Origin of the sequence: Gordonia gummivorans, from assembly GCF_022513585.1 — a bacterium.
Classification (GTDB): domain Bacteria; phylum Actinomycetota; class Actinomycetes; order Mycobacteriales; family Mycobacteriaceae; genus Gordonia.
Map to the genome: position 1 here is coordinate 93,957 of NZ_JAKWBF010000011.1, position 24,668 is coordinate 118,624.

The window sequence follows — 24,668 nt, forward strand, 5'->3', positions numbered from 1 at the left end:
CACCCTTCATGTCCGTCGACCGTTCGCGTGTGCGCCGCATCGGCGTGATGGGTGGCACGTTCGATCCGATCCACAACGGGCACCTCGTCGCGGCCAGCGAGGTCGCGCACCGGTTCGCGCTCGACGAGGTCATCTTCGTCCCCACGGGGCGGCCGTGGCAGAAGCTCGATGAGGACGCGCGGGTGAGCCCGCCCGAGGACCGGTATCTGATGACGGTCATCGCGACCGCGTCGAACCCGCGATTCAGCGTGAGCCGGGTCGACATCGATCGTGCGGGTGACACCTATACCGTCGACACCCTGCGTGACCTGCACGAACTGCTGCCCGATGCGCAGCTGTACTTCATCACCGGTGCCGATGCGCTGGAGTCGATCCTGTCCTGGCAGGACTGGGAGGAACTGTTCGAGCTGGCTCGGTTCGTCGGCGTGAGTCGGCCCGGCTACGAGCTCAACGCGAAGCATCTGGCGCAGCATCTGGAGACGATGCCGCCCGACACGCTGCAGATGTTGGAGATCCCGGCGCTGGCGATCTCCTCGACCGAATGCCGCACCCGGGCCGCGAAGGGCAGACCCGTCTGGTACCTGGTGCCCGACGGAGTCGTGCAGTACATAGCCAAACGGAAGCTGTATCGTGCGCCTCGGGCGACCTCGCCCGGGGTGTCGCCGCCGGCGCGGGATGGCGGCCTCGACACCGCCGGTGAGGCAAAGACGAAGGGACGGGTGTGACTGCGTCAGCAGAAGCGCTGGAGATGGCACGGGTGGCTGCTGCGGCGGCCGCCGACAAACTCGCGCACGACGTGACGGTGCTCGACGTGTCCGAGCAGTTGGTGATCACCGACGCGTTCGTGATCGCCTCGGCCGACAACGAGCGTCAGGTCAACGCGATTGTCGACGAGGTCGAGGACAAGCTGCGGGAGGCCGGGCACAAACCGGTACGACGCGAGGGGACGCGCGAGGGCCGCTGGGCGCTGCTCGATTACGTCGACATCGTCGTACACATCCAGCACGCCGACGAACGGCAGTTCTACGCGCTGGAGCGGCTGTGGCAGGACTGCCCGGTGGTCGATCTGGGTGACCCGTCGTGAGTGGTGGACCGGATTCGCACGACACCGCCGTCGAACGCCTCACCCCGGTGGTCCGACGACTGATCCTGCTGCGGCATGGGCAAACCGAGTACAACGCGGGCAGCCGGATGCAGGGTCAGCTCGACACTGACCTGTCCGAACTTGGTGTGCGTCAAGCAAAGTGGGCGGCGGCGGCATTGGCCGAGCGGCAGCCGATGGTGATCAGATCGTCGGACCTGCGACGTGCACGCGACACCGCCGAGGCGTTGGCACAGCGCACCGGTCTCACGGTGGCCACCGATGAGCGGCTGCGCGAGACGCACCTCGGGGATTGGCAGGGACTCACCCACAGCGAGGTCGACGTGTCCGCGCCGGGTGCGCGTGCGGTGTGGCGCGACGATGCGACGTGGACACCACCGGGTGGTGAGAGCCGGGTCCAGGTGGCCGCGCGGGCGATCCCCGTGGTCGACGAGCTGATCGCCGAACTGCCCGAGTGGGGCGCCGGCGATACGCCGGAGGCCCCGGTGGTGCTGGTTGCCCACGGCGGAGTGATCGCGGCGATGACGGCTGGGCTGCTGGCGTTGCCGGTCGAGAACTGGCCGGTGTTCGGCGGTCTCGCCAACACCAGCTGGGTTCAGTTGTCCAGCCACGGGATGCCGGGTGCGCCGGGCCGCTGGCGTCTCGACGTGTGGAATGCGTCCGCCGAGGATTCGGACCCGGCGATCCAGTGAGCGCCCGACCCGGCAGTGTGTTGGTGCTCTCGGATTCGCTCGCCTACTACGGACCCACCGGCGGTCTGCCCGCAACGGATTCGCGGATCTGGCCGGTGATCGTCGGCGAGCAATGTCGGCGTCGCATCCACTTGTTCGGCCGCATCGGCTGGACGAGTCGAGACGTGTGGTGGGCACTCACCCAGGACCCGAACATCTGGGCTGCGGTCCCCGACGCCGACGTGGTGGTGCTGGCCTTCGGCGGCATGGACAGTCTGCCGTCACCGCTGCCCACCGCCTTGCGCGAGGAAATCCGCTATCTGCGGCCGAACAGGCTTCGGCAGCTGGTGCGCGACGGATACCAGTGGGTGCAACCGCGGGCGTCGCGCCTCGGCTGGCCGGTGGCGTTGCCGCCGCGGATCACCGTCGAGTACTTGGAGAAGATTCGCGCCGCGCTGGCCCAGTTGCGACCCGACCTGCCGCTCCTGCTGTGTCTGCCACCAACACACCGGAGCCCGTACTACGGCAACGTGCACCTCGGTCGGATACCGACCACGTCGGCGATGCAGCGTTGGGCGGATAGTCACCAGATCAGGTGTGTCGACTTCTATCCGACGACGCGGGACGCATTCGACGACCCGGCCGTCGAGATGAATCCGGACGGCATCCACTGGGGTTTCGAGTGTCACCGCCGGATAGCGGAACTCGTCGTTCCCGCGGTGAGCGCGGCCGAGGCGCATCCGGCCGGGTGAACCGGCTAACGTAGACGCGTGCCTGTCGTCGTCGTCACGGATTCGTCCTCGCGGTTGCCGCGGTCGGTGGCCGACCATTACGGCATCCGCCAGGTCCCGCTGCACCTGACGCTCGACGGTCAGGACTATCGGGAGGGCGTCGACGAGATTCCGCCCGATCTCATCTCGACCCCCGGCGTCACCACTTCGGGAGCCAACCCGCACGAGCTCACGGAGGCCTTCGACGCCGCCATCGCCGACAGCGACGGCGACGGTGTGGTGGCCGTGCACATGTCGCGTCGCCTGTCGGGCACCTGGGCGTCGGCTCGATTGGCCGCGGAGAAGTTCTCCGGTCAGGTCCGGGTCGTGGACTCGCGCTCGGTGGGACTCGCGGTGGGGTTCACCGCGATCGCAGCAGCGCAGGCAGCGCGAACGGGCGCCGACCGAGACCGCGTCTATGAGTCGGCGATCCGCGAGGCCGCGACCGTCGACTCGTTGCTCTGCGTGCAGAACCTGGACAACCTGCGCAACAGTGGGCGAATCAGCGCGGCCAGCAAGATGCTGGGTTCGGCCCTGGCGATCAAGCCGATCCTGCACATGGTCGACGGCACCCTTGCCCTGCGCGAACGTTACCGAACGTTCTCCAAGGCGCTCGCGAAGATGGTCGACGCCGCCGTCGAGTCGGCCGCCGGACGCGCCGTGACGCTGGGCATCCAGCACTGCGCAGCCGACGCCGCCGCCGCCGATCTGGCCGAGCAGCTGCGGTCCAAGCTCCGGGTCGTCGTCTCGGAGATCACCGTCGACCTGGGTCCGGTGCTCGGCTGTCACGTCGGGCCGGGTGCGGTCGGAGTCGTCATCGCAAGTCATCTCGAGCCCGTCGAGGGGATCGATCGGGACTGACCCGACGAGGTCTGTGCACAGTCCGTCGTGTGTGCACAGACCGGTGCACCGCACGCGCGCCAACCGCCTTGCCGGTCGGGTCGCGGCCCTAGCCTTCGGGCATGAGCACATCAGGACGGCGTAATCCGCTCGATCGCCTGTCGCCGGTCGGACCCTCGGCCACGACTGGTCGGTCACTCGTGGGCGCGCCGGAGGTGGTCCCGGACACTGACTCCGGGCCGGACACCGACTCCGCGCCGGATGCCGATCACGTCTCCGAGACGCGGTGGGGGATAGGCGCCATGCCGGCCTGGCTCGATCCCGTGGACGGCGACCACGACGGCCGCGGAGCTTCGACTGCTGTGCGGTCGCCGACCTTGCTCGACTCCGAGGACGACGAGGACGACGCCGAACGCATCGGCTCCCGACGGTTCGCCGTGGCGCCGCCGGCCGCGCTCGCGCTCCTTGCAATCGGTGTGATCGCTTGCGTGGTAGCCGGTTTCGGACTCTTTCGTGGCTCGGACCCGCCGCCTGCGGTGGCGTTCGAACCGACGGCAGGCCCGTCGGTGCCGATGACGACGTCGATGCCGACCGCCGTGCCGGCGCCGGCCCAACTGGTGGTGAGTGTGGTCGGACTGGTGCACCGGCCCGGCCTCGTGAGAGTGCCGTCGGGCGCTCGGGTCGCCGACGCCATCGAGACGGCCGGCGGACCGCGTCAGGGAGCCGACACGGTGTCGCTGAATCTTGCGCAACTCCTGCATGACGGAGATCAGGTTCTCGTGGGATACGCCGGCGCCGACGGACGCGCGCTGCGCAGTTCGGTTGTCCCGGCCACGCGTACGGACTCCGCGCCGTCGGCAACGCCTGGCGGCGGTCCTACGACGCCATCGGCGACACCGGGTCCCGATTCGGGGGCTCGCGTCAATCTGAACACCGCCACCGAGTCGGAGCTCGATGCGTTGCCCGGGGTCGGCCCGGTGACCGCTCGCGCAATCATCGACTGGCGCAACAAGAATGGCCGATTCAGCAACGTCGACCAGCTCGGGGAGGTCGACGGGATCGGGCCGGCGCGGCTGGCGAAACTCCGCGACCTGGTGACGGTCTGAGCCGGATCGCCGAGGTGTGGATCTTCGCCTGCTGCTCCCCGCGATCGTGGTATGGGCCACCACGATTGTTGGACTTGCTGCCCCGCAACAGGTCACGGCGCTCGCCGCGATCGTCTCGGTGATCTGCTGCGGATCGTCGGGCGTGGCATGTGCTCGTGGGCTGGTCAGCTGGCGCACCGTCGGCCTGCTGGTGGTCGCGACCGGTCTGGCTGCAACATGCGCGACGGCCATGTTCATTCGGCAGGAGGAGCGTGCCGACCACCCACTTGCCGACGTGTCCGGCAAAGTGACGGTCACCATGGTCATCCGCGACGATCCGACGGTCGTCGGAGATGAGCGGCACGGTCGGGTCCGGACCCGTGTGGTCGTGAATCAGATCGGCGCGCGAACGGTCGCACCGGGACCAGCGGAGTTGTCTGCGGACACGGCGCAGTGGTCGGTGTTGTTGCCGGGTCAGCGGGTTCGCGCGCTGGTGCGGGTGCGTCCGCCGCCGGCCGGTTCGCTGCTGACCGCCCGCTTGACCGCGGCAGGTCCGCCGACGCTGATCGGACATCCACCCATTCACCAGCGGTTGGCCGGCGCGGTACGTGACCGTCTGCAGATTGTCAGTTCCCGGGCATTGGGCTCCGAGTCGTCGGGCCTGCTGCCGGGGCTGGTCATCGGTGACACGAGAACCCTTGATCCGGTTGTGCAAGAGGACTTCCGGGCGTCCGGGCTCAGCCATCTCACGGCGGTGTCGGGGAGCAATTTCGCGATCATCTGCGGCGCGGTGCTGATGCTGGTTCGTGCTGCTGGTGCGTCGCCTCGGCTGGCGGCGATTCTGGGTGCGGTGACGATCCTCGGTTTCGTGGTGCTCGTCCGACCGTCACCGAGTGTGCTCCGGGCGGCGATCATGGGTGCCATCGGCCTGCTGGCGCTCTTGTCGTCGCGACGTGCGCAGGCGTTTCCGGCGTTGGGTGCCGCGGTCGTGGGGGCCTTGCTGTGGTGGCCGGAGTTGGCGCTCCAACCCGGCTTTGCATTGTCGGTGGTCGCCACCGCAGGACTGGTCCTGTGGGCACCGCGGATACGCGACGGACTGCGCGGCATGCGGATCCCGCCCGGGCCCGCGGAGATCCTCGCGATGGCGATCGCGGCTCAGGTGGTGACCGCACCGATCGTGGCGATGGTGACCGGTACCTTCTCCGTGGTCGGGGTGGTGGCGAATCTGCTTGTGGCGCCGGTGGTTGCGGTGATCAGCGTGGTCGGCACCGTCGCCGCCTGTGTCGGGGTGATCGGGTCCGCGGACGGAGCGGGCGCTGCGACCGCCGAACTGCTCGTCCGGGGCGTCGCCCCCGAATTGTGGTGGATGCGGGTGTGCGCGCGAACGCTCGGACGGTTGAGTTGGGCCCGCATCGTGGTACCCGACGGGGTACTGGGCGCCGCGATCGTCCTTGTCGTCACGGGTCTCGTCGTGCTCGTCCGGCGAGGTTGCGCACGGTGGATGTCGCGGGGCCGCCGATCATCGGGGTGAGAAGTCGCGGTCTGCGCGGTTCGCTGTCACCCCGGTCTGGCACGATTGTGGCCGTGACCGAACGTCTGCACCTGCTCCTCGGCGACGACGACTTCCTCACCGGCCGGGTCATCTCGGCGGTGTATGCTGAGCAGTCGAAAGCTGCCGGGACCCCCGTGCCGGTCACGCGTGTGCGTGCGGGGGATGTCAGTGAGCACGAACTCGCGGAGTTGCTCAGTCCGTCGTTGTTCGCCGAGGAACGCATCGTGGTCGTCGGGTCCGCAGCGGATGCGGGCAAGGAACCGGCTGCACTGATCGCGCAGGCTGCTGACTCGCTGCCCGACGGCATCACGCTCATGGTGATTCACAACGGCGGTGGTCGGGCGAAATCGCTCGTGCCCGCACTGAAGAAATCCGGTGCCGTGGAGCACGCCACGGCCGCTCCGCGCTGGCCGTCGGAGCGGATGGACTTTGTGCGCAAGGAGTTTCGTGCGCTCGGCGTCAAGGTCCACGCCGACGTCGTCGAGCAGGTGGTCGAGGGGGTCGGGTCGGAGCTGCGTGAACTTGCGGCGGCATGTGCCCAGCTGGTGGCCGACACCGGCGGCAAGGTCGATCGCGACGCGGTCCGGTTGTACTACCAAGGTCGGCCGGAGGTGACCGGCTTCGAAGTGGCCGACCGAGCGGTGACCGGTGATCGGGCGGCTGCTCTCGAATCGCTCGCATGGGCCTTGCATCACGGCGTGGCCCGCGTCCTGCTCGCCGACGCCCTGGCCGAGGCGGTCCACGCCATCGCACGCGTGCGTCCGCTGACCGGCAATCACTTCTCGGTGGCGTCGGAAGTCGGTATGTCACCCAATCGGGTCAAGAACGTGCAAGCTCAGGCGCGGGCCTGGGACTCCGAGTCGATCGCCCGGGCGATGAAGGTGGTCGCGGCGCTCAACGCCGACGTCAAGGGGCAGGCGGCCGACGCCGACTATGCGCTCACCCATGCCGTCGCCACGGTCGCCGACCTGCGGCCCACCGGTCGGCGTCGGGACTGATCCACTCCGGACACTCTGTGTCCTGTTGGAAAATCTGTGTGCTGCAGCGCACAGATTCAACGATTCGGCACAGGGTGGTGCGGTGCCGGCCGCGGGAGCGTCACTGATCGGGAGAGCTCGGTGACCGCCCCCGTGAGCTGGGGAAATACGGCAGCGCCTGCTGCGAAAGCCTAGGGGAAGAACTTCTTCCCCGGGGTTCATAGTCGTCCGCGAGAAACTTCTAGGGGAGGACACCAAGGGCAGGAGACGAGTTTCTTCCCCTACTTTTGTGCCGGATCGGGCCCTGAGGCCGGGGCTCTTTCGCGACTCAGCCGCGAGGTACCTCCTCCACGATCTCAGCCCACCGTCGGTGCAGACGCGATTCACCCCGGCGACTGCGTGGACGTCGCCGGGGTGAGCCGGAAGTGCTGATGCGCTGATTCGGTCAGGCCGAATCGCGGGTCAGATCAGAGCTTGTTGACGGCGATGGCGATCGCCGACTTCTTGTTCGCAGCCTGGTTGGCGTGGATGACGCCCTTGCTGGCAGCCTTGTCCAGCTTGCGGCTGGCCGACTGGCCGAGCTTGGTGGCCTTGTCCTTGTCCCCGGCCTCGACGGCCTCGCGGAAGCCGCGGATCGCGGTACGCAGCGACGACTTCACCGACTGGTTGCGCTTGCGCGCCGCTTCGTTGGAGCGGTTGCGCTTGATCTGGGACTTGATGTTTGCCACGCGTGTTTCCTCTGGTCAATGCTGGTGTGTTCGGTCTGTTCTGGCTGAGCTCGCAGACCCGCATCGGGTTCGGCTCGCGCCGGCAGCGCGCACCGGCGACACGGGTGCCACCTCGTCACTGCAACAGCGATCAACATTACCAGTCGCGGTGGTTCTGCCCAAAATCGCTGAACCCGACGGTGAACACACAGGCCACGGCTTTTGATCACCGTGAGCAGATGCAGTGGTGTGTCTCGGAAATATGCAACCAGTCTCCGGCGCTCGATCGACGCCTGGCTGCGTTGTCGTCGGTCAGGATAGCGCCGCTATCGCTCCCTCCTCCGCCTTGCCAGGTCGCCGATCGCTCTACCGGATACCGGTCACCTATTTCCGAGACACACCACTAGTCTTTGACCATCATGTCAGTCGTCTTCGTGCACGTCGGCCTGCCCAAGACCGGCACCACCCACCTGCAGGACCGGCTCTGGCGCAACCGTGACCTGGCACTCAGGTCATCGGGGCTGCTTTACCCCGGAAATGTGATCTCCGACCACTTTCACGCCGCCGTGCACCTGCAGCCCGACCGCTACCTCGACTGGGCCGATCCGGCGTTCGCCGGGACCTGGCCGAAACTGCTCGGACAGATGCGCGCGTGGCCGCAGACCTCGCTGCTCTCCCACGAGCTGTACAGCACCGCCACACCGGCGCAGATCGAGTCCCTCATGAGTGACCTGTCCTTTGCCGACGAGGTGCATGTCATCGCGACGGTTCGGGACCTGGCCCGCCAGTTGCCGTCGGTGTGGCAGGAGAACGTCAAGAATCAGCGTCGTGCGAGTTTCGACGAGTTCGTCTCGTCGGTGCGCGCCTTCGCCCGGCCCGATTCGCCCGATCAGAGCCCGGCCGATCCGCCGCCGGTGATCGACGAGGAGCCGTTCTGGGAATTCCAGGACTTCGTGGAAATTCTGGACCGATGGTCGCAGGTGGTGGGCCCCGAGCGGGTGCACGTCGTCACCGTCGGGCCCCGCGGTGCCCAGGCGGTCCCGGGTGACTCCCTGTGGGACCGCTTCCTCACGACCATCGGCGTCGATCCCGCCGCGCTGACCATCCCGGTACCCAGCACCAACAGCTCGCTGTCGGCCGCGCAAGCCGAGTTCCTGCGCGCCCTCAATCTCAGGTTGCAGCCCGACACCATCGAATGGCGTCGCTACGAGCGGGTGATCAAGGGGCAGCTGATCGGCGAGATCCTGTTCGACGCCCCCGGCGGCCCGGCCCAGGCGCTGTCGCCCGCGCAGCGCGAATGGGCGGCGGCGAAGTCGGCGTCGATGGTCGCGGCAGTCCGATCGGCGGGCTACCGGGTCACCGGCGACCTCGCCGACCTCGGGGTGACTACGACCGCGGGCGCCACCGGTGACGCGCCACCCCCGACCTCCGACGACGTGCTCGACGTCGCCCTGGACACGATGGCCGCCATGGTGCTCGCGGCGCCGCTGCCCAGCGTGCGACCGCGCTGGCAGACGCGCGCGGTGAACGTGGTGCGACGTATGCGCAGGCGTGCGCTGGGGGCGCGCCGCTCGGTGTGAGTGCCTGGTCGGCATCGCCCCAGCGTGTTGCGCGTGTCGGCGACCACCATGCCGAATCGGCGTTTTTGTAGCACCATGGCAAGTTATGAGCCCCGCTTCCACCAGTGCGCCCGCCAAGAAGGCAGCGGCGCGTAAGTCAGTACCGGCCAAATCGTCGTCCTCGACGACCACGAGCAAGTCGGGAGGGCGGCCCGCCGGGGCCAGGACGAGGCCCAATTCTGCGGGCGAAACATCAACTGCGGTAGGACTTTTCGACGGTTACGCGTCGGGTCCCTATGGCGAGGCCTACGACGAGATGTTCGACGGCGAAACCGACGTCCGCACACCGTATCGCGGTATCCACAAGGCGATGAGCCGCCAGGATCGGTCCGATCTCGAGACGCGGGTGGACGCGCTCGGACGTGCCTATCTCGACCAGGGTGTCACCTTCTCGCTGTCCGGCAAGGAGCGGCCCTTCCCGTTGGATGTTGTGCCACGGGTGATTTCGGCCACGGAGTGGACCAAGCTCGAGGCCGGCATCACCCAGCGCGTGCAGGCGCTCGAACTGTTCCTCGACGACATCTACGGCGAGCAGGAGATCCTGCGCGACGGTGTGCTGCCCAAGCGGCTCGTGCACTCGTGTGAGCACTTTCACCGCCAGGCGGCAAACATCAAACCACCCAACGGGGTTCGCATCCACGTCGCCGGTATCGACCTGATCCGCGACGAGAACGGCGACTTCCGTGTTCTCGAGGACAACCTCCGCTCGCCGTCGGGTGTGTCCTACGTCCTGGAGAATCGACGCGCGATGGCGCGCGTGTTCCCGGATCTGTTCGCCACGCACCGGGTGCGTGCGGTCGCCGACTACCCGAGCCACCTGCTGCGGGCCCTGCGCGCCTCCGCGGCCTTCAACGAGGCCGACCCCAACATCGTGGTGCTCACCCCGGGCGTGGCCAACTCGGCATATTTCGAGCATTCGCTGCTCGCCCGGTTGATGGGCGTCGAGCTGGTGGAGGGCCGCGACCTCTTCTGCCGCGACAACGTCGTCTACATGCGGACCACCGAGGGCGAGCAACGGGTGGACGTCATCTACCGGCGCATCGACGACGACTTCTTGGACCCGATGCAGTTCCGGCCGGACTCGATGCTCGGGGTTGCGGGACTGCTCAACGCGGCGCGTGCGGGCAACGTGGTGATCTCCAGCGCGGTTGGCAACGGCATCGGCGACGACAAGCTGATCTACACCTACGTCCCGGAGATCATCGAGTACTACCTGGGCGAGAAGCCGTCGTTGCAGAACGTCGACACCCTGCGCTGCTGGCTCGACCACGAGTGCGAGGAGGTGCTCGACCGCATCGACGAGCTGGTGGTGAAACCGGTGGAGGGCTCGGGCGGCTACGGCATCGTGTTCGGTCCCGACGCCACCAAGGCCGAGTTGGACACGCTGGCGCGCAAGGTCCGCAACGACCCGCGTGGCTGGATCGCGCAGCCGGTGGTGCAGCTGTCCACCGTGCCGACCAAGATCGGCGACGACCTGCGCCCACGACACGTCGACCTGCGGCCGTTCGCCGTCAACGACGGTGAGTCGGTGTGGGTCCTGCCGGGTGGGTTGACGCGAGTTGCGCTCCCGGAGGGCTCGCTCGTGGTGAACTCCAGTCAGGGCGGTGGTTCCAAGGACACGTGGGTGCTGGCGTCGCGAGGGTCCGAAGAGGAGCGGGAGATGTCCGGCGCCAAGGTGGTGACGGCGAGTGGTGTCGCCGCCGCACGACCGGCCGAGAGTGCTCCGGACCCCGTGCACACACAGACTCAACAGCAACAACAGGGCGTCATGTCCACGCAGAGTCAGCAGATGGGCGACATGGTGCAGTCGCAGCAGCAGGGCGGCCAGGAACAGGGTGGTGACGCACGATGATGTTGGCCCGCAACGCGGAGTCGTTGTATTGGATCGGCCGTTATGTGGAGCGGGCCGATGACATGGCCCGCATCCTCGACGTGGCCATCCAGCAGCTGCTCGAGGACGCGACGGTCGACGTCGACCGTCAGGCCCGCCTGATCGTTCAGGTCCTCGGACTCCCCGCACCCGAATCGGGTGAGGAACTCGACGTCTGGTCGCTGACCGAGCGCGTCGCCTACGATTCCGACGCCGTCGGCTCGATCGTCGACCTGGTGCGGGCGGCCCGGGAGAACGCCCGCGGTGCCCGTGAGGTGACGTCGAGCGAGTTGTGGGAATGCCTCAACACCACGTACAACGGGCTCGACGCGGCCGAGCGCCGTTCCCGCCGGCTGGGCCCGCACGAGTTCCTGGCCTACGTCAAGAATCGGGCGGCGATGTTCGCCGGTCTCGCGGACGCGACGATGAGTCACGACGACGGGTACCGCTACCTGCTGCTCGGCCGTTCGGTCGAGCGGGTGGACATGACCATCCGGATGCTGTTGGCCCGCGCGGGCGATCGGTCGAGTTCGCCGGCCTGGGTCAACGTCCTGGTGTCGGCGGGCGCGCACGACACCTATCTGCGGACCTATCGCGGAATCCTCAACGCGGAGAACATCGTCGAGTTCATGCTTCTCGACCGCCTGTTCCCGCGGTCGATCTTCCACGCGCTGAGCGTCGCCGAGCACAATCTGGCGATGCTGGAGAAGGGGCCGAGCCGCGTCGGGGCCCAGGCCGAGGCGCAGCTGCTGCTCGGCCGCGCCCGCAGCTCGCTCGAATTCCTCGAGCCCGGAAAGCTTCTCGACGATCTGCAGGAGCGGCTCGTCGACCTGCAGGACACCTGTCGGGCCGTCAACGAGGCGGTCACCAACCAGTACTTCCACGTCTCGCCGTACGTGTCGTGGGCCGACGCCCGTGTCAGTGAGGGCCACGTGATCGAGGAGAGTGAACTGTGAGCTGGCGTCTGCGCGTCGTCCATTCCACCGGATTCGCCTACAAGGAACCGGTCACGTCGTCGTACAACGAGGCTCGCCTCACCCCGCGCAGCGATGCCCGGCAGAACGTGATCGTGAACCGCGTCGAGACCGTGCCCGCCACCCGGTCGTATCGCTACACCGATTACTGGGGAACCGCGGTCACCGCATTCGACCTGCACGCACCGCATGAGGAACTCGAAGTGTCGGGGATGTCGGTGGTGGAGACCGAGGCGGGCGAACGCCCGGATGCGGACAAGAGCCGATCCTGGGAGGACATTCGTAGCGAGTACGTCGAGGACCGCTACGACGAGATGCTGTCCAACACCGACTATGTCCCCAAGAACCGCGGGCTCGGCGCGACTGCGAAGCGGCTCGCGAAGGGTTTGACGCCGGAAGAGGCGGTCGAGGCGGTGTGCAAGTTCGTCCACGCCGAGATGGAGTACGTGCCGGGCACCACCGGTGTGCACACGACGGCCGTCGACGCATGGAACGAGCGCAAGGGCGTCTGCCAGGACTATGCGCATCTCTCGCTACTGATGTTGCGCAGCTTGGGGATTCCGTCGCGCTACGTCTCGGGTTACCTGCATCCCAAGCCGAATGCGAAGATCAACAAAACCGTCGAAGGTCAGAGTCACGCGTGGATCGAGGTGTGGACCGGCGGTTGGTGGGGCTACGACCCCACCAATGACACCCCCATCACCGAGCAGCATGTGTCGGTGGGCGTCGGCCGCGACTATTCCGATGTATCACCCCTCAAGGGCATCTACACCGGTGGCGGCGCAACGGATCTCGATGTGATCGTGGAGATCACGCGGCTGGCGTGAGGGCGGCTGATCAGCGCCAGCCGTGCTGTGCGCGGAGTTCGCCGGCCACCTCGTCGAACCGGCGACGATCGAGAATGGCGCCTTCCCTGCGGATTCCGTCGTCGTCGATGACGAGCACGCGGTCGAGCCGGACGAAACTCTCCCGGTGTTCACCATCCCACGCGCCGGCGCCGACCGAGATCCAATCCGGGTCGTCGCGGTGATAGTCCTTGCTGGACAACATGAGTCCGAGAACATCGTCGGAGTTCTGATCGGCGCGGTCGCGGCCGACGACGAGCACCGGACGGTCCTTGCCCTGGTTCGGGTCGTCCTCGAACGGCACCCAGGTCCAGACGATCTCGCCGGGGTCGGCGTCGCCGTCGATGTTCGGTGAATAGCTGACCTCCCGCGCGAAATGGGCGGTGGGCTTCGGGATCGGCGCGCGGCGCGTCATCGGCAAATCTCTTTCAGCAGGAAGTCGTCGACGGCGTCGACGGTCAACAGCACGGTGGGCTTCTTGTTCGGGTCGAGATTGTGGCCGGTCTTCTCCACCTCGACGATCAGCGTCGGCGCCGGGATGAGGCCGATCGCCGCGGCCATCTCGTCGGTGGTCCCGAACGGGTCAGTGCTGCCGTGGACGACGAGCGTCGGCACCGCGATCGACGACAGGTGCTCGGTGCGCAGCCGGTCGGGCTTTCCGGGCGGGTGCAGGGGGTAGGACGTGAGCAGGAGACCGTCGGCAAGGTCGGCGCCGTCTTCGGCCACCGCCATCGACGCCTGTCGACCGCCGTAGGAATGTCCGCCGACGATGAGCGGGCCGCCGGATTCGTCGCGGAACATCGCGCACGCCGCGCGGATGCCGTCGCGGTCGGCCGCGGCGGTGGATGGGCTCGGCGGACCCTTGGGGCGGCGCTGCCGGTAGGGCAGGTCGATGCGGGCGACCGTGAAGGCCCGCGCGGACAAGGCCTCGGCGAGCGCCCGCAGGATCACGGCGTGGCGATTGCCGCCCGCGCCGTGCGCGAGGACGACCGTCGCACGCGGGATCGATGCCGGCCGGTGGATGTCGGCGACCACGCCGTCGCGCTCCACGGACTCGACGCTGGTGTTCTCTGGCACGCTGGTCACAGTAGTCGGGTCGAGCGCGGTGAAAAGCCTCGGTCGTGGGCGGTCGGGGTACTCATGAGAAAATGGACACCGACGCCCGACCGCAGCGTTTTGTCCAGCGCAGCGTCCTTATCGAGGAGAGTTGACGATTAGCTTCGCCGATACCACCTTCACCGATCCGGCCCGGATTCGGAACTTCTGCATCATTGCCCACATCGACCATGGGAAATCGACCCTGGCCGATCGGATGTTGCAGCTCACCGGCGTCGTCGAAGAGCGCCAGATGCGTGCGCAGTACCTCGATCGCATGGACATCGAACGCGAGCGCGGCATCACCATCAAGGCACAGAACGTGCGGCTGCCCTGGAAGGTTGGGGACACCGACTACGTCCTGCACCTGATCGACACCCCCGGCCACGTCGACTTCACCTACGAGGTGTCGCGGGCACTGGAGGCGTGCGAGGGCGCGGTGCTACTGGTCGACGCGGCGCAGGGGATCGAGGCTCAGACGCTGGCGAACCTGTACCTCGCCATGGAAAACGATCTCACCATCATCCCGGTGCTGAACAAGATCGACCTTCCCGCCGCCGACCCCGACCGCTACGCCGCCGAGATCGCGCACATCGTGGGCTGCGAACCGGACGACGTGCTGCGGGTGTCGGGTAAGACCGGTGCCGGCGTCACCGAACTGCTCGACGAGGTGATCAAGCTGGTGCCCGCCCCCGAGGGCGATCCGGATGCTCCGGCGCGGGCGATGATCTTCGACTCGGTCTACGACACCTACCGCGGCGTGGTCACCTACGTGCGTGTGGTGGACGGCAGGATCGTGCCGCGCGAGAAGATCGCCATGATGTCCACCGGCGCGACCCATGAACTCCTCGAGGTCGGCATCGTCTCGCCCGAGCCGAAGCCGTCCAAGGGTCTCGGTGTCGGGGAGGTCGGTTACCTCATCACCGGCGTGAAGGATGTGCGGCAGTCCAAGGTCGGTGACACCGTGACGACCGCGCGCAACGGTGCGACCCAAGCGCTCACCGGCTACCGCGAGCCGCGGCCGATGGTGTACTCAGGTCTGTATCCGGTGGACGGCTCGGATTACCCGGTGCTGCGCGAGGCACTGGACAAGCTGCAACTCAACGACGCCGCGCTCACCTACGAGCCGGAGACGTCGGTGGCGCTCGGCTTCGGATTCCGCTGCGGCTTCCTCGGGCTGCTGCACATGGAGATCACGCGTGAACGGCTCGAGCGTGAATTCGGGCTCGACCTCATCTCCACCGCCCCCAACGTCGTGTATCGCGTCGTGATGGAGGACGGCAGCGAGCACGTCGTCACCAACCCGTCGGACTGGCCGGAGGGCAAGACCCGCAACATCTTCGAACCGATCGTGAAGACGACGGTCATCGCGCCCAGTGAGTTCATCGGCGCCATCATGGAGCTGTGCCAGTCCCGGCGCGGAGAGCTCGGTGGCATGGACTATCTGTCCGAGACCCGCGTCGAACTGCGGTACACGCTGCCGCTCGCGGAGATCATCTTCGACTTCTTCGACGCACTGAAATCCCGAACCCGCGGCTACGCCAGCCTCGACTACGAGGAGGCGGGCGAGCAGGAGGCCGATCTCGTGAAGGTCGACATCTTGCTGCAGGGCGAGGCGGTCGACGCATTCAGTGCGATCGTGCACCGGGAAGCCGCCTACACCTACGGCAACAAGATGGCGACCAAGCTCAAGGAACTGATCCCGCGCCAGCAGTTCGAGGTGCCGGTGCAGGCAGCGATCGGCTCCAAGATCATTGCGCGCGAGAACATTCGGGCCATCCGCAAGGACGTCCTCGCCAAGTGTTACGGCGGTGACATCAGCCGTAAGCGCAAACTGCTCGAGAAGCAGAAGGAAGGCAAGAAGCGGATGAAAACCATCGGGAGGGTCGACGTGCCGCAGGAGGCGTTCGTCGCGGCGCTGTCCACCGACGCGGTGGGTGACAAACCAAAGGGGAAGTGATGTCAGTGGATTCGATCAATCCTGTTCTGGCCGAGAGTGATCTGCCCTACGGGCTACCGGATTTCGCGTCGATCTCCGACGATGACTTCTTGCCCGCATTTGCCACGGCGATGGCCGAACAGCTTCGGGAGGTCGAGGCGATCGCCGCAGATACCCGTCCGGCGACCTTTTCGAACACCATTGAGGCGCTGGAACTCTCGGGTCGGGATCTGGCCCGGGCGAGCGGGACCTTCTTCAATCTCGTCGGCCCTGACACCAATCCGCAGCGAAATGCGATCTCGCAGCAGCTCTCGACCGAGCTGACCGATCACGAGAACACGATCGCGATGAATCCGGTTCTGTTCAAGCGGATCTCGGATCTGCATGGTCGCGCGGAGGAGCTCGAACTGACCGAGCCGCAGCGTCGGCTGCTGGACAAGCGCTACCGCGAAGCGGTGCGCGCGGGCGCCGCACTGGGGCCCGACGAACAGGCTGAGATGCGTCAAATCGCCTCCCGCCTGGCCTATCTCACCACCACCTTCTCGCAGAAGATTCTCGACGACACCAACGCCTCGGCGGTCCTCGTCGACGACGTATCGCAGTTGGACGGCATGTCGAAGGGTGAGATCGCCGCCGCGCGACGGGCCGCGGCGGACGCCGGGCACGACTCCGGCTACCTCATCGCACTCGAACTGCCGACGAGCCAGTCCGCGGTGGAGACGTTGTCGGATGCAGGGGTTCGGCAGCGGGTCTTCGATGCGTCGGTGGCTCGCTGTTCTCGTGGAAACGACCACGACACAACCGAACTCGTGTTGGAGATCGTCCGTCTGCGGGCGCGTCGGGCCGCATTGCTCGGCTACCGCGACCACGCCGAGTACGTCATCGCCGAGCAGACCGCACCCGATCCCGCTGCCGTGGACGAGCTGTTGGGAGAGTTGGCCGTTTCGGCGATGCGCGCCGGTGGCCGGGAGTTGACGCGGCTCACCGAGTTCGCCGCAGGCGCCGACATCGGCGCCGCCGATTACAGCTACTGGCTAGCACGCGAGAAGCGGACGACCTCGACCGTTCCGCTCGACGACTTTGCCGACTACTGCGAACTGAATGCGGTACTCGAGCGTGGCGTGTTCTACGCGGCCGGAAAACTCTACGGGCTGCGCTTCACCGAGCGCACCGACCTGGCCGGTTACCACCCGGACGTGCGCATCTGGGAGGTTTTCGACGACAGCGGCACCGGCATCGGGTTGTTCCTCGGCGACTTCTACGCGCGGTCATCGAAGCGGGGCGGCGCGTGGATGAGCAACATCGTCGACCAGTCGGAGGGGTTGGCGCAGCGTCCGGTCATCGTCAACGTGCTGAATCTGACGAAACCCGATGCGGGAGAACGGTGTCTGCTGACCATGGATCAGCTCACCACACTGTTCCACGAGTTCGGACATGCCCTGCACGGTTTGTTGTCCGCGGTGGATTATCCGTCGCAGTCCGGTACGTCGGTACCCCGTGACTTCGTCGAGTTCCCGTCGCAGGTCAACGAGATGTGGGCGCTGCATCCCGACGTGCTCGCCAACTATGCGCGCCATCGCGAGACCGGGGAGCCGATCCCGGCCGAACTCGCCGACGCCGCCCGGGCTTCAGCGTCTTCCGAAAGTGCCCATGGCACCATCGAATACCTTGCGGCGTCGGCACTCGATCTCGCCTGGCATCGGCTGACGGAAGACGAGGCCCAGGCTGTCGATGACGTGGAGGCCTTCGAAAAGCAGGCGTTGATCGACGCAGGTCTTGCGACCGAACTGATTCCGCCGCGCTATCGCAGTTCCTACTTCAATCACATCTTCGGCGGCGGCTATTCGGCGGGGTATTACTCCTACATCTGGTCGGAGGTGCTCGACGCCGAAACCGAGCAGTGGTTCCTCGCCGAAGGCGGGCTCGAACGCGAGAACGGTCGACGCTTCGCCGACGCCACACTGTCGCGCGGGGACAGCGTGGATCCGCTTGTCGCGCATGAGGACTTGATCGGACGCAAAGCGCAGATTGCTCCGCTGCTCGAGCGTCGGGGTTTGACGGCCTGACGAGATCGTTAGCAATGGTGCGCGCGGCGCGCGCACCATTGCTACCGGTCAGTGATTGGCCGGCTGGAACTGCCCGTAGTGGGATGCTTCCTCGGCGCGGATGACGTGCATGACCGCGTTGATCAGCGCGAGGTGGGTGAATGCCTGTGGGAAGTTCCCGAGGTGCTGGCCGGTCTCGGCGTCGATCTCCTCCGCATACAGCTTCAACGGACTCGAGTACGACAACAGCCTCTCGCACAACGTCTTCGCGCTCTCCAGCTCGCCGATCTCGACGAGTGCGGACACGAGCCAGAAGGAGCAGATCGTGAAGCTGCCCTCCTCGCCGCTGAGTCCGTCGTCGGTCTCCTCGACCTTGTAGCGGAGCACGAGCCCGTTGACGGTGAGTTCTTCGGCGATCGCGAGAACCGTTGCGCGGACACGATGATCGTCGGAGGGAAGGAAGCGGAGCAGGGGAACCAGCAACAGTGACGCGTCGAGGGCATCGTTTCCGTAGCGTTGCGTGAACACGCCACGCTCGTTGACTCCGTGGGTGAGGATGTCGTCTTTGATCTCATCGGCGATCGCGGCCCACTCGCGCGCATACTTCTTCTCGCCGTGCATCGTCGCGAGGCGTGACCCGCGATCGAGGGCAACCCAGCACATGACCTTCGACGAGGTGAAATGCTGTGGCTCGCCACGTACTTCCCAGATGCCGCGGTCCGGCTTCTGCCAGTTCTTGATGGCCTCTTCGACCTGTGCCTTCAGAACCGGCCACAGTGTTTCGGGCACCGACTGGCTGGACTTGGTGTTGAGGTACACCGAGTCGAGCATGGTGCCCCAGATATCGTGTTGCGCTTGGTTGTACGCGCCATTGCCGATGCGCACCGGGCTCGCGCCGTCGTATCCGGACAAGTGGGTGAGTTCTTCTTCCTCGAGCGTGCGCTCACCGCCGACGCCGTACATGACCTGCAACGGATGGTGTTCGCCGTTGGTGATGCCGGAGACGTCGGCGATGAAGGAGAAGAAGTCGTCGGCCTCGCGGTCGAGACCCAGCGTGTACAGGCCCCACAGCGCGAAGGTCGAGTCACGGACCCACGCGTACCGGTAGTCCCAATTGCGTTCACCCTGAGGGGTTTCCGGAAGCGACGTAGTCGCTGCCGCGAGCAGCGCGCCGGTCGGGGAATAGGTGAGTCCCTTGAGCGTCAACGCCGAACGCTGGAGGTGCGTGCGCCAGGGATGGTCGGGGAAGGAGCCGATGTTGATCCACTGCCGCCAGCACTCCGACGTCGCCCACATCTTCTGGGCGGCCTCCTCGAAGTTCTGTGGGGCGGGCTGCTTCGACCAGCTGAGCGCGACAAACCGGTCGTCGCCCTCCACAAGGCGAGTTCGCGCACGGGCCTCGCGGCCTTCCAGACCCAGCCGGAGATCGGTGGTCAGTTTCAACGTAGGCGTCTCGGCATCCGTCTTGAAGGCGGTGGCGATCGCCTCGCCGTAGGCCGGGCCGGAGTACTCCCAATTGGTCAGCGCGCGGTTGTAGTCGAAGGCCGGCTCGCAACTCATCGACAACTCGACCGTCCCGGACACGCACCGCACGGTCCGCAACAAGATGTGTTCGGCATCCCAGTCGGTAGGCGTCCGGCGATGGGTGGTGGAGCGCTTGTCGTTGTCGTGCCACGGACCCATCACGAGCGCGTCACGCACCACGATCCAACCGGTGTCGGTCTGCCAGGTCGTCTCCACCATGAGGCTGCCCGGGAGGTAGCGGCGATCCACCGGGACGTTGACGCCATAGGGTGCCAACCGGAAATGACCGGCGCTGCGATCGAGAACCGCGCCGAAGATGCTCGGCGAATCCGGGCGCGGCACGCACATCCACTCCACCGAACCGTCGCGCGCGATGAGGCAGTTGGTCTCGGTGTCGGACAGAAAGGCGTAGTCGCCGATCGGCGGAAACGCGCTCGACGGAGCACCGTGATGGGCGTGGGTTTGCGCGCCCGCAGCATGCAGCGACGACCCGGTGACATCCTCCACGGACTTCGTGGAGCCCGGCAACTCGGTTACGGTGGAATCGTCAGTCGCTGTCATGGCTATATCATTGCGATCGACCCGGGTTGCCGCCACTCGACGTGGGGTACAGGCTCCCGGGTTTGCAATCACGTTGAACAAAAGTCGGCCAGTCGCCGCGATGGGTGAGGTGAAACCGGTGTCGTCCTTCTTTACCTGGTGGGATGGCGTGGAGGAATGGCTCACCGGACTCTCGTTCGTTCCGCAACTCCTGGTCACTCTTGCGGTTGTCGTACCGGTCGCAATCGTCACCGCAATCGTGCTGAACCTGCTGGTCGAGGGCGTGCTGTCGGTGCTCGACCGCCGCCGCTTCGCCGACGACGACGGAACCGGGTTGTAGGCCGTGATCCGTTCTCGCGTAACCCTCGCACTGATCGCGCTGGTCATCCTGGTCGTTCTGGCCTGGTTCCTCACCCGCTAACACACTCGGACGCCCTTTCCGATCACCCCAGATTCAACGTGCCGAGTAGCTCCTCGCCGGGGTTAGCGTTATCCGGTCAAACAAGCGTGAGCCCGGACGACGGGCGTGGTGAGGAGGGGGCCGATGACCGGTCACAGGCGGGGTCAGGCGCGCCATCGATGGCGCAGTATCTTGCTCGGTTCGGTGGCGTTGGCCACGATCGCGACGCTCGTGTCCGCCTGCGGCGGAGGCTCGACCGACGAGCCGGGCGGCGTCGACATCTCCAGTGGAAGTCGTCACCTGAACCTGGTCGCCTACGCGGTCCCCAAGCCAGGTTTCGATCACGTCATCCCCGCATTCCGGGCGACGCCGGAGGGCGCCGACATCGGCTTCTCCGCGTCCTACGGTGCATCGGGCGACCAGTCGCGCAAGGTGGCCCGACACGTGCCGGCCGACGTGGTGAACTTCTCCGTCGAACCCGACATCACCCGGCTCGTCAAGGCCGGCCTGGTCGACGAGGACTGGAAGAAGGCCGCACCCAACAACAGCACGCCGTTCGGCTCGGTGGTCGCGCTCGTGGTGCGCAAGGGCAACCCCAAGAACATCCACGACTGGGACGACCTGCTCAAGCCGGGTGTCGAGGTGGTGACCCCGAACCCGGGCAGCTCCGGGTCGGCGAAGTGGAATCTGCTCGCTCCGTTCGCGGCCAAGAGCAATGGTGGTCAGAACATCGACGCCGGCCTGGACTACATCTCGGCCCTTGTACGCGATCACATCAAGGTGCAGCCGAAGTCCGGTCGTGAGGCGACCACCGCTTTCGAGCAGGGGCAGGGCGATGTCCTGATCAGCTACGAGAACGAGGCGATCATGCTCAATCGGGCCAACGCGACCGCCGCGCCCGACAACCAGGTCGACTATGTGATCCCGCCGCAGACGTTCAAGATCGAGAACCCGGTCGCCGTGGTCAACACCACCGAAGACCGTGCCGGGGCCAACGCCTTCCTGCAGTTCCTGTTCACGCCGCAGGCGCAGCGCATCTGGGCCGAGCAGGGCTTCCGTCCGGTGCTGCCCGAGGTCATCGCGTCGACCAAACCGCTGTTCCCCGGTGACATCGCCAAGCTCTGGACCATCAAGGACCTCGGTGCGGTCCTCGGCGAAACCGCCCCCGTCGACGACAAGGGCAAGAAGCTGACCGGCTGGAAGGCCGTCGACAAGGTGCTCTTCGACTCGAAGTCGGGCGAGATCACCGAGATCTACAAGTCGGGAGGACAGCAATGAGTGCACCCGTGCAAGAACCGGCGCCCGCCGGTCCGGATCGGTCGGAGTCTGCTCCGCCCGGTGGATTCCTGGGCCGGTCCAAGACCTTCAGTGGTGTGTCACCGCTGCAGATCGGTGTGGCCTGGCTCTGGTTGAGCGTCATCGTGCTGCTGCCGCTCGCGGCCATCACCGTGCAGTCCTTCGACGACGGGTGGAGCGGCTTCGCCGATGCCGTCACCGACCCGGCCGCACTGGATGCGCTGCGCATCACGGTGCTGGTGTCGATCGTCGTGGCCCTGATCAACGTCGTCTTCGGCACCATCATCGCCTGGGTGCTCGTGCGCGACGACTTCTGGGGCAAGGGTTTTGTCAACTCGATCATCGACCTCCCGTTCGCGTTGCCCACCATCGTCGCGAGCCTTGTGCTGCTGTCGCTCTACGGCCCCAACAGCCCGATCGACATCCACCTCAACGCCACCCAGCCGGCGCTGGTTATTGCCCTCACCTTCGTGACGCTCCCGTTCGTCGTGCGCCAGGTGCAGCCCGTGCTGCTCGAGCTCGACAAGGACGTGGAAGAGGCGGCGGCCGTGCTCGGCGCCAGCAACTTCGTGACCTTCACCAAGATCGTGCTGCCGGCGCTGCTGCCCGCCATCCTCACCGGCGCCGGTCTGGCGTTCACCCGCGCCATCGGCGAGTTCGGTTCGGTCGTCTTGATCGGCGGCAACATTCCCGGCGAGACGCAGGTGGCCTCGCAGTACATCCAGCAGCAGATCGAGGTCGACGAACCGGTCAACGCGGCAGCCGTCTCGGTGGCCCTGCTGGCCATCGCGTTCGTCACGCTGTTCGTCCTGCGGCTGGCCGGTCGTCGGCAGTCGGTGCGAGAGGAGAATGACCAGTGAGGATTTCGCCGTTCACGCGCTACACGCTGCGCACCATTGCGCTGATCTACCTGTTCGTGCTGCTCGTCGTGCCGGTGGCGTTGATCTTCTGGCGTTCGTTCGAGCATGGCCTCGGGCAGTTCTGGGAGTGGATCACCACGCCCGCAGCGATTTCCGCGTTGCAGCTGAGCTTGCTGATCGTGGCCATCGTGGTGCCGCTCAACGTGATCTTCGGTGTCGCCACGGCGCTGGCCCTGGTGCGAGGACGCTTCCCAGGAAAGTCGTTCCTGCAGTCCGTCGTCGACCTGCCGTTCGCGGTGTCTCCGGTTGTGGTCGGCGTCGCGCTCATCATGTTGTGGGGTTACGGCGGATGGTTCGGCGGAATCGAGAGCACCGGATTCCGGATCATCTTCGGATTCCCCGGCCTCGTCCTGGCCACGTTGTTCGTGACGTTGCCGTTCGTGGTGCGCGAGGTGGAACCGGTCTTGCACGAGATCGGTACCGAGCAGGAGCAGGCGGCCGCCACCCTCGGCGCCAACGCCTGGCAGACCTTCAGCCGGATCACCCTTCCGGCGATCCGCTGGGGTCTCACCTACGGCGTGGTGCTGACCGTTGCCCGCTCGCTCGGTGAGTACGGAGCGGTGACGATGGTGTCGTCGAACTACCCGGGCATCTCGCAAACGCTGACGCTGCTGGTCCACTCGCGATACACCGACGACTACAACGAGTACGGCGCGTATGCGGCCGCAACACTCCTGATGCTGGTGGCGATCCTCGTCCTGGTCGCGATGTCGCTCATCGAGCGTCGCGTCAAGGGTCGCTACGACCGCGCCAGCCAGTCCTACACAGATCAATCCGCCGAGGGGGGCGACGACGACGTCGACCTCGACGAACTCGAACTGACCGTCCCGCACGGTCCCCAATCCGTTGATGCGCGGCAGCTCATCGAACACAAGGAAGGCGTCTGACATGTCGATCTCGGTTATCGGTGCCAACAAGCGCTACGGCGACTTCGCCGCCCTCGACGACGTATCGATCGAGATTCCCGACGGGTCGTTGACGTCGCTGCTGGGTCCGTCGGGATCCGGCAAGTCGACGCTGCTGCGGGCCATCGCCGGCCTGGACAGTCTCGATTCGGGCACCGTCATCATCAGCGGCAGCGACGTGTCGGGTCTGGCGCCGCAGAAGCGCGACATCGGATTCGTCTTCCAGCACTACGCCGCGTTCAAGCACCTCAACGTGCGCGACAATGTGGCGTTCGGGCTCAAGGTCCGCAAGCGTCCCAAGGACCAGATCGACGCCAAGGTCGACGAGCTCCTGGAGATCGTCGGACTGACCGGATTCCAGAAGCGCTATCCCGCACAGCTTTCCGGTGGACAGCGGCAGCGCATGGCGCTGGCACGCGCGCTGGCCGTCGATCCGCAGGTACTGCTGCTCGACGAGCCGTTCGGTGCTCTCGACGCGAAGGTCCGTGAGGATCTGCGCAAATGGTTGCGTCGGCTTCACGACGAGGTGCACGTCACCACGGTGCTCGTGACGCACGACCAGCAGGAGGCGCTCGACGTCAGCGACAGCATCGCCGTGCTCAACAAGGGCCGGATCGAGCAGATCGGTTCACCCGAGGATCTCTACGACCGTCCGGTCAACGAGTTCGTCGCGTCGTTCCTCGGCTCCACGGTTCGCCTCAACGGAGAACTGGTGCGGCCGCACGACATTCGCATCGGCCGCCGTCCGGAGCTGGCGCTGCCCGCAGCCGATCCGGCGCTGGACACCGGTGTCATCAAGGCGACAGTGCAGCGTGTCGTCGCACTGGGATTCGAGACCCGGGTCGAGTTGGTGGCCGCTGCGACCGGCGACGAATTCCAGGCGCAGATCACCCGTGGCGACGCCAATGCCCTGAATCTGCAACCGGGCGAGGAGATCTACGCCCGCGCGACGAAGGTGGCTGCACTCAGCGCGGTGGGAGTCTGAACCTGGC

At 66.4% G+C, this 24,668-nt stretch carries 23 protein-coding genes; 19 read left to right on the forward strand and 4 right to left on the reverse strand.

What is annotated here, in order from left to right:
• Nucleotides 1-8: 8 nt before the first annotated feature.
• From nadD to holA, 8 genes are all read left to right on the forward strand, one after another.
• The gene (gene nadD / locus MKW15_RS10515; RefSeq protein WP_240857559.1) at nt 9-725 is read left to right on the forward strand and encodes a nicotinate-nucleotide adenylyltransferase; all 717 of its coding nucleotides are present in this window, start codon (nt 9-11) and stop codon (nt 723-725) included.
• Nucleotides 722-1,084 (forward strand): ribosome silencing factor, encoded by a 363-nt coding sequence (rsfS, locus tag MKW15_RS10520; protein WP_240857560.1) that lies wholly within the window; start codon nt 722-724, stop codon nt 1,082-1,084. Before nadD ends, rsfS begins: the two co-directional genes overlap by 4 nt.
• Nucleotides 1,081-1,794: a histidine phosphatase family protein gene (locus MKW15_RS10525; protein WP_240857561.1), complete on the forward strand. Its 714-nt coding sequence runs from the start codon at nt 1,081-1,083 to the stop codon at nt 1,792-1,794. The genes rsfS and MKW15_RS10525 overlap by 4 nt, the downstream gene beginning before the upstream one ends.
• Nucleotides 1,791-2,525: a diglucosylglycerate octanoyltransferase gene (octT, locus tag MKW15_RS10530; protein WP_240857562.1), complete on the forward strand. Its 735-nt coding sequence runs from the start codon at nt 1,791-1,793 to the stop codon at nt 2,523-2,525. The genes MKW15_RS10525 and octT overlap by 4 nt, the downstream gene beginning before the upstream one ends.
• 18 nt (nt 2,526-2,543) lie before the next feature.
• On the forward strand, nt 2,544-3,404 hold the full coding sequence (locus MKW15_RS10535) for a DegV family protein (protein ID WP_240857563.1): 861 nt from the start codon (nt 2,544-2,546) through the stop codon (nt 3,402-3,404).
• A gap of 101 nt (nt 3,405-3,505) precedes the next feature.
• Nucleotides 3,506-4,489 carry a helix-hairpin-helix domain-containing protein gene (locus MKW15_RS10540; protein WP_240857564.1) on the forward strand — a complete coding sequence of 328 codons (984 nt, stop codon included), beginning with the start codon at nt 3,506-3,508 and terminating at the stop codon, nt 4,487-4,489.
• A gap of 16 nt (nt 4,490-4,505) precedes the next feature.
• Nucleotides 4,506-5,999 carry a ComEC/Rec2 family competence protein gene (locus MKW15_RS10545; RefSeq protein ID WP_240857565.1) on the forward strand — a complete coding sequence of 498 codons (1,494 nt, stop codon included), beginning with the start codon at nt 4,506-4,508 and terminating at the stop codon, nt 5,997-5,999.
• Between the two features lie 53 nt (nt 6,000-6,052).
• A complete protein-coding gene (holA, locus tag MKW15_RS10550) occupies nt 6,053-7,018 on the forward strand; it encodes a DNA polymerase III subunit delta (protein ID WP_240857566.1) in 966 nt (321 codons plus the stop codon).
• Between the two features lie 446 nt (nt 7,019-7,464).
• Here holA and rpsT read toward each other — a convergent pair whose 3' ends face one another.
• On the reverse strand, nt 7,465-7,725 hold the full coding sequence (gene rpsT / locus MKW15_RS10555) for a 30S ribosomal protein S20 (protein ID WP_240857567.1): 261 nt from the start codon (nt 7,723-7,725) through the stop codon (nt 7,465-7,467).
• 398 nt (nt 7,726-8,123) lie between these two features.
• On the opposite strand from rpsT, the gene MKW15_RS10560 reads away from it, so the two are divergent.
• The 4 genes from MKW15_RS10560 (at nt 8,124) to MKW15_RS10575 (ending at nt 12,994) form a co-directional block, all read left to right on the forward strand.
• On the forward strand, nt 8,124-9,284 hold the full coding sequence (locus MKW15_RS10560; RefSeq protein ID WP_240857568.1) for a sulfotransferase family protein: 1,161 nt from the start codon (nt 8,124-8,126) through the stop codon (nt 9,282-9,284).
• A gap of 85 nt (nt 9,285-9,369) precedes the next feature.
• Complete coding sequence (locus MKW15_RS10565; protein WP_240857569.1) at nt 9,370-11,175, forward strand: circularly permuted type 2 ATP-grasp protein; 1,806 nt, start codon at nt 9,370-9,372, stop codon at nt 11,173-11,175.
• On the forward strand, nt 11,172-12,149 hold the full coding sequence (locus MKW15_RS10570; RefSeq protein WP_240857570.1) for an alpha-E domain-containing protein: 978 nt from the start codon (nt 11,172-11,174) through the stop codon (nt 12,147-12,149). Before MKW15_RS10565 ends, MKW15_RS10570 begins: the two co-directional genes overlap by 4 nt.
• A complete protein-coding gene (locus tag MKW15_RS10575) occupies nt 12,146-12,994 on the forward strand; it encodes a transglutaminase family protein (RefSeq protein ID WP_240857571.1) in 849 nt (282 codons plus the stop codon). The genes MKW15_RS10570 and MKW15_RS10575 overlap by 4 nt, the downstream gene beginning before the upstream one ends.
• Before the next feature lie 10 nt (nt 12,995-13,004).
• Here MKW15_RS10575 and MKW15_RS10580 read toward each other — a convergent pair whose 3' ends face one another.
• Nucleotides 13,005-13,427, reverse strand: coding sequence for a type II toxin-antitoxin system PemK/MazF family toxin (locus tag MKW15_RS10580; RefSeq protein ID WP_240857572.1), 423 nt, complete (start codon nt 13,425-13,427; stop codon nt 13,005-13,007).
• Entirely contained in the window at nt 13,424-14,089 is a 666-nt protein-coding gene (locus tag MKW15_RS10585) for an alpha/beta hydrolase family protein (protein WP_374246894.1), read from the reverse strand. The genes MKW15_RS10580 and MKW15_RS10585 overlap by 4 nt, the downstream gene beginning before the upstream one ends.
• Before the next feature lie 130 nt (nt 14,090-14,219).
• Here MKW15_RS10585 and lepA point away from each other — a divergent pair, with 130 nt between their 5' ends.
• Both lepA and MKW15_RS10595 read left to right on the forward strand, forming a co-directional pair.
• Nucleotides 14,220-16,067 carry a translation elongation factor 4 gene (lepA, locus tag MKW15_RS10590; protein ID WP_240857574.1) on the forward strand — a complete coding sequence of 616 codons (1,848 nt, stop codon included), beginning with the start codon at nt 14,220-14,222 and terminating at the stop codon, nt 16,065-16,067.
• Nucleotides 16,067-18,112, forward strand: coding sequence for a M3 family metallopeptidase (locus tag MKW15_RS10595; protein ID WP_240857575.1), 2,046 nt, complete (start codon nt 16,067-16,069; stop codon nt 18,110-18,112). The genes lepA and MKW15_RS10595 overlap by 1 nt, the downstream gene beginning before the upstream one ends.
• A gap of 48 nt (nt 18,113-18,160) precedes the next feature.
• Here the strand turns inward: MKW15_RS10595 and MKW15_RS10600 are convergent, their stop codons facing one another.
• Complete coding sequence (locus MKW15_RS10600) at nt 18,161-20,176, reverse strand: glycoside hydrolase family 15 protein (protein WP_240857576.1); 2,016 nt, start codon at nt 20,174-20,176, stop codon at nt 18,161-18,163.
• Between the two features lie 118 nt (nt 20,177-20,294).
• Between MKW15_RS10600 and MKW15_RS10605 the strand changes: the two genes are divergently transcribed.
• The 5 genes from MKW15_RS10605 to MKW15_RS10625 all read left to right on the forward strand — a co-directional run bounded on the left by MKW15_RS10605 (nt 20,295) and on the right by MKW15_RS10625 (nt 24,661).
• Nucleotides 20,295-20,495, forward strand: a complete 201-nt coding sequence (locus MKW15_RS10605) for a hypothetical protein (protein ID WP_240857577.1) — start codon at nt 20,295-20,297, stop codon at nt 20,493-20,495.
• A gap of 204 nt (nt 20,496-20,699) precedes the next feature.
• On the forward strand, nt 20,700-21,833 hold the full coding sequence (locus MKW15_RS10610) for a sulfate ABC transporter substrate-binding protein (RefSeq protein ID WP_240857578.1): 1,134 nt from the start codon (nt 20,700-20,702) through the stop codon (nt 21,831-21,833).
• Nucleotides 21,830-22,711 (forward strand): sulfate ABC transporter permease subunit CysT, encoded by an 882-nt coding sequence (gene cysT / locus MKW15_RS10615; protein ID WP_240857579.1) that lies wholly within the window; start codon nt 21,830-21,832, stop codon nt 22,709-22,711. Before MKW15_RS10610 ends, cysT begins: the two co-directional genes overlap by 4 nt.
• A complete protein-coding gene (gene cysW / locus MKW15_RS10620) occupies nt 22,708-23,658 on the forward strand; it encodes a sulfate ABC transporter permease subunit CysW (RefSeq protein ID WP_240857580.1) in 951 nt (316 codons plus the stop codon). Before cysT ends, cysW begins: the two co-directional genes overlap by 4 nt.
• A gap of 1 nt (nt 23,659) precedes the next feature.
• The gene (locus tag MKW15_RS10625) at nt 23,660-24,661 is read left to right on the forward strand and encodes a sulfate/molybdate ABC transporter ATP-binding protein (protein ID WP_240857581.1); all 1,002 of its coding nucleotides are present in this window, start codon (nt 23,660-23,662) and stop codon (nt 24,659-24,661) included.
• Nucleotides 24,662-24,668 lie beyond the last annotated feature (7 nt).

Excerpts from the sequence above, each read along its gene's own strand:
- nadD (WP_240857559.1), top strand. The coding sequence starts at position 9 with ATGTCCGTCGACCGTTCGCGTGTGCGCCGCATCGGCGTGATGGGTGGC.
- MKW15_RS10540 (WP_240857564.1), top strand. The coding sequence starts at position 3,506 with ATGAGCACATCAGGACGGCGTAATCCGCTCGATCGCCTGTCGCCGGTC.
- MKW15_RS10560 (WP_240857568.1), top strand. The coding sequence starts at position 8,124 with ATGTCAGTCGTCTTCGTGCACGTCGGCCTGCCCAAGACCGGCACCACC.
- MKW15_RS10565 (WP_240857569.1), top strand. The coding sequence starts at position 9,370 with ATGAGCCCCGCTTCCACCAGTGCGCCCGCCAAGAAGGCAGCGGCGCGT.
- MKW15_RS10570 (WP_240857570.1), top strand. The coding sequence starts at position 11,172 with ATGATGTTGGCCCGCAACGCGGAGTCGTTGTATTGGATCGGCCGTTAT.
- MKW15_RS10580 (WP_240857572.1), bottom strand. The coding sequence starts at position 13,427 with ATGACGCGCCGCGCGCCGATCCCGAAGCCCACCGCCCATTTCGCGCGG.
- MKW15_RS10595 (WP_240857575.1), top strand. The coding sequence starts at position 16,067 with ATGTCAGTGGATTCGATCAATCCTGTTCTGGCCGAGAGTGATCTGCCC.
- MKW15_RS10600 (WP_240857576.1), bottom strand. The coding sequence starts at position 20,176 with ATGACAGCGACTGACGATTCCACCGTAACCGAGTTGCCGGGCTCCACG.
- MKW15_RS10610 (WP_240857578.1), top strand. The coding sequence starts at position 20,700 with ATGACCGGTCACAGGCGGGGTCAGGCGCGCCATCGATGGCGCAGTATC.
- cysT (WP_240857579.1), top strand. The coding sequence starts at position 21,830 with ATGAGTGCACCCGTGCAAGAACCGGCGCCCGCCGGTCCGGATCGGTCG.
- MKW15_RS10625 (WP_240857581.1), top strand. The coding sequence starts at position 23,660 with ATGTCGATCTCGGTTATCGGTGCCAACAAGCGCTACGGCGACTTCGCC.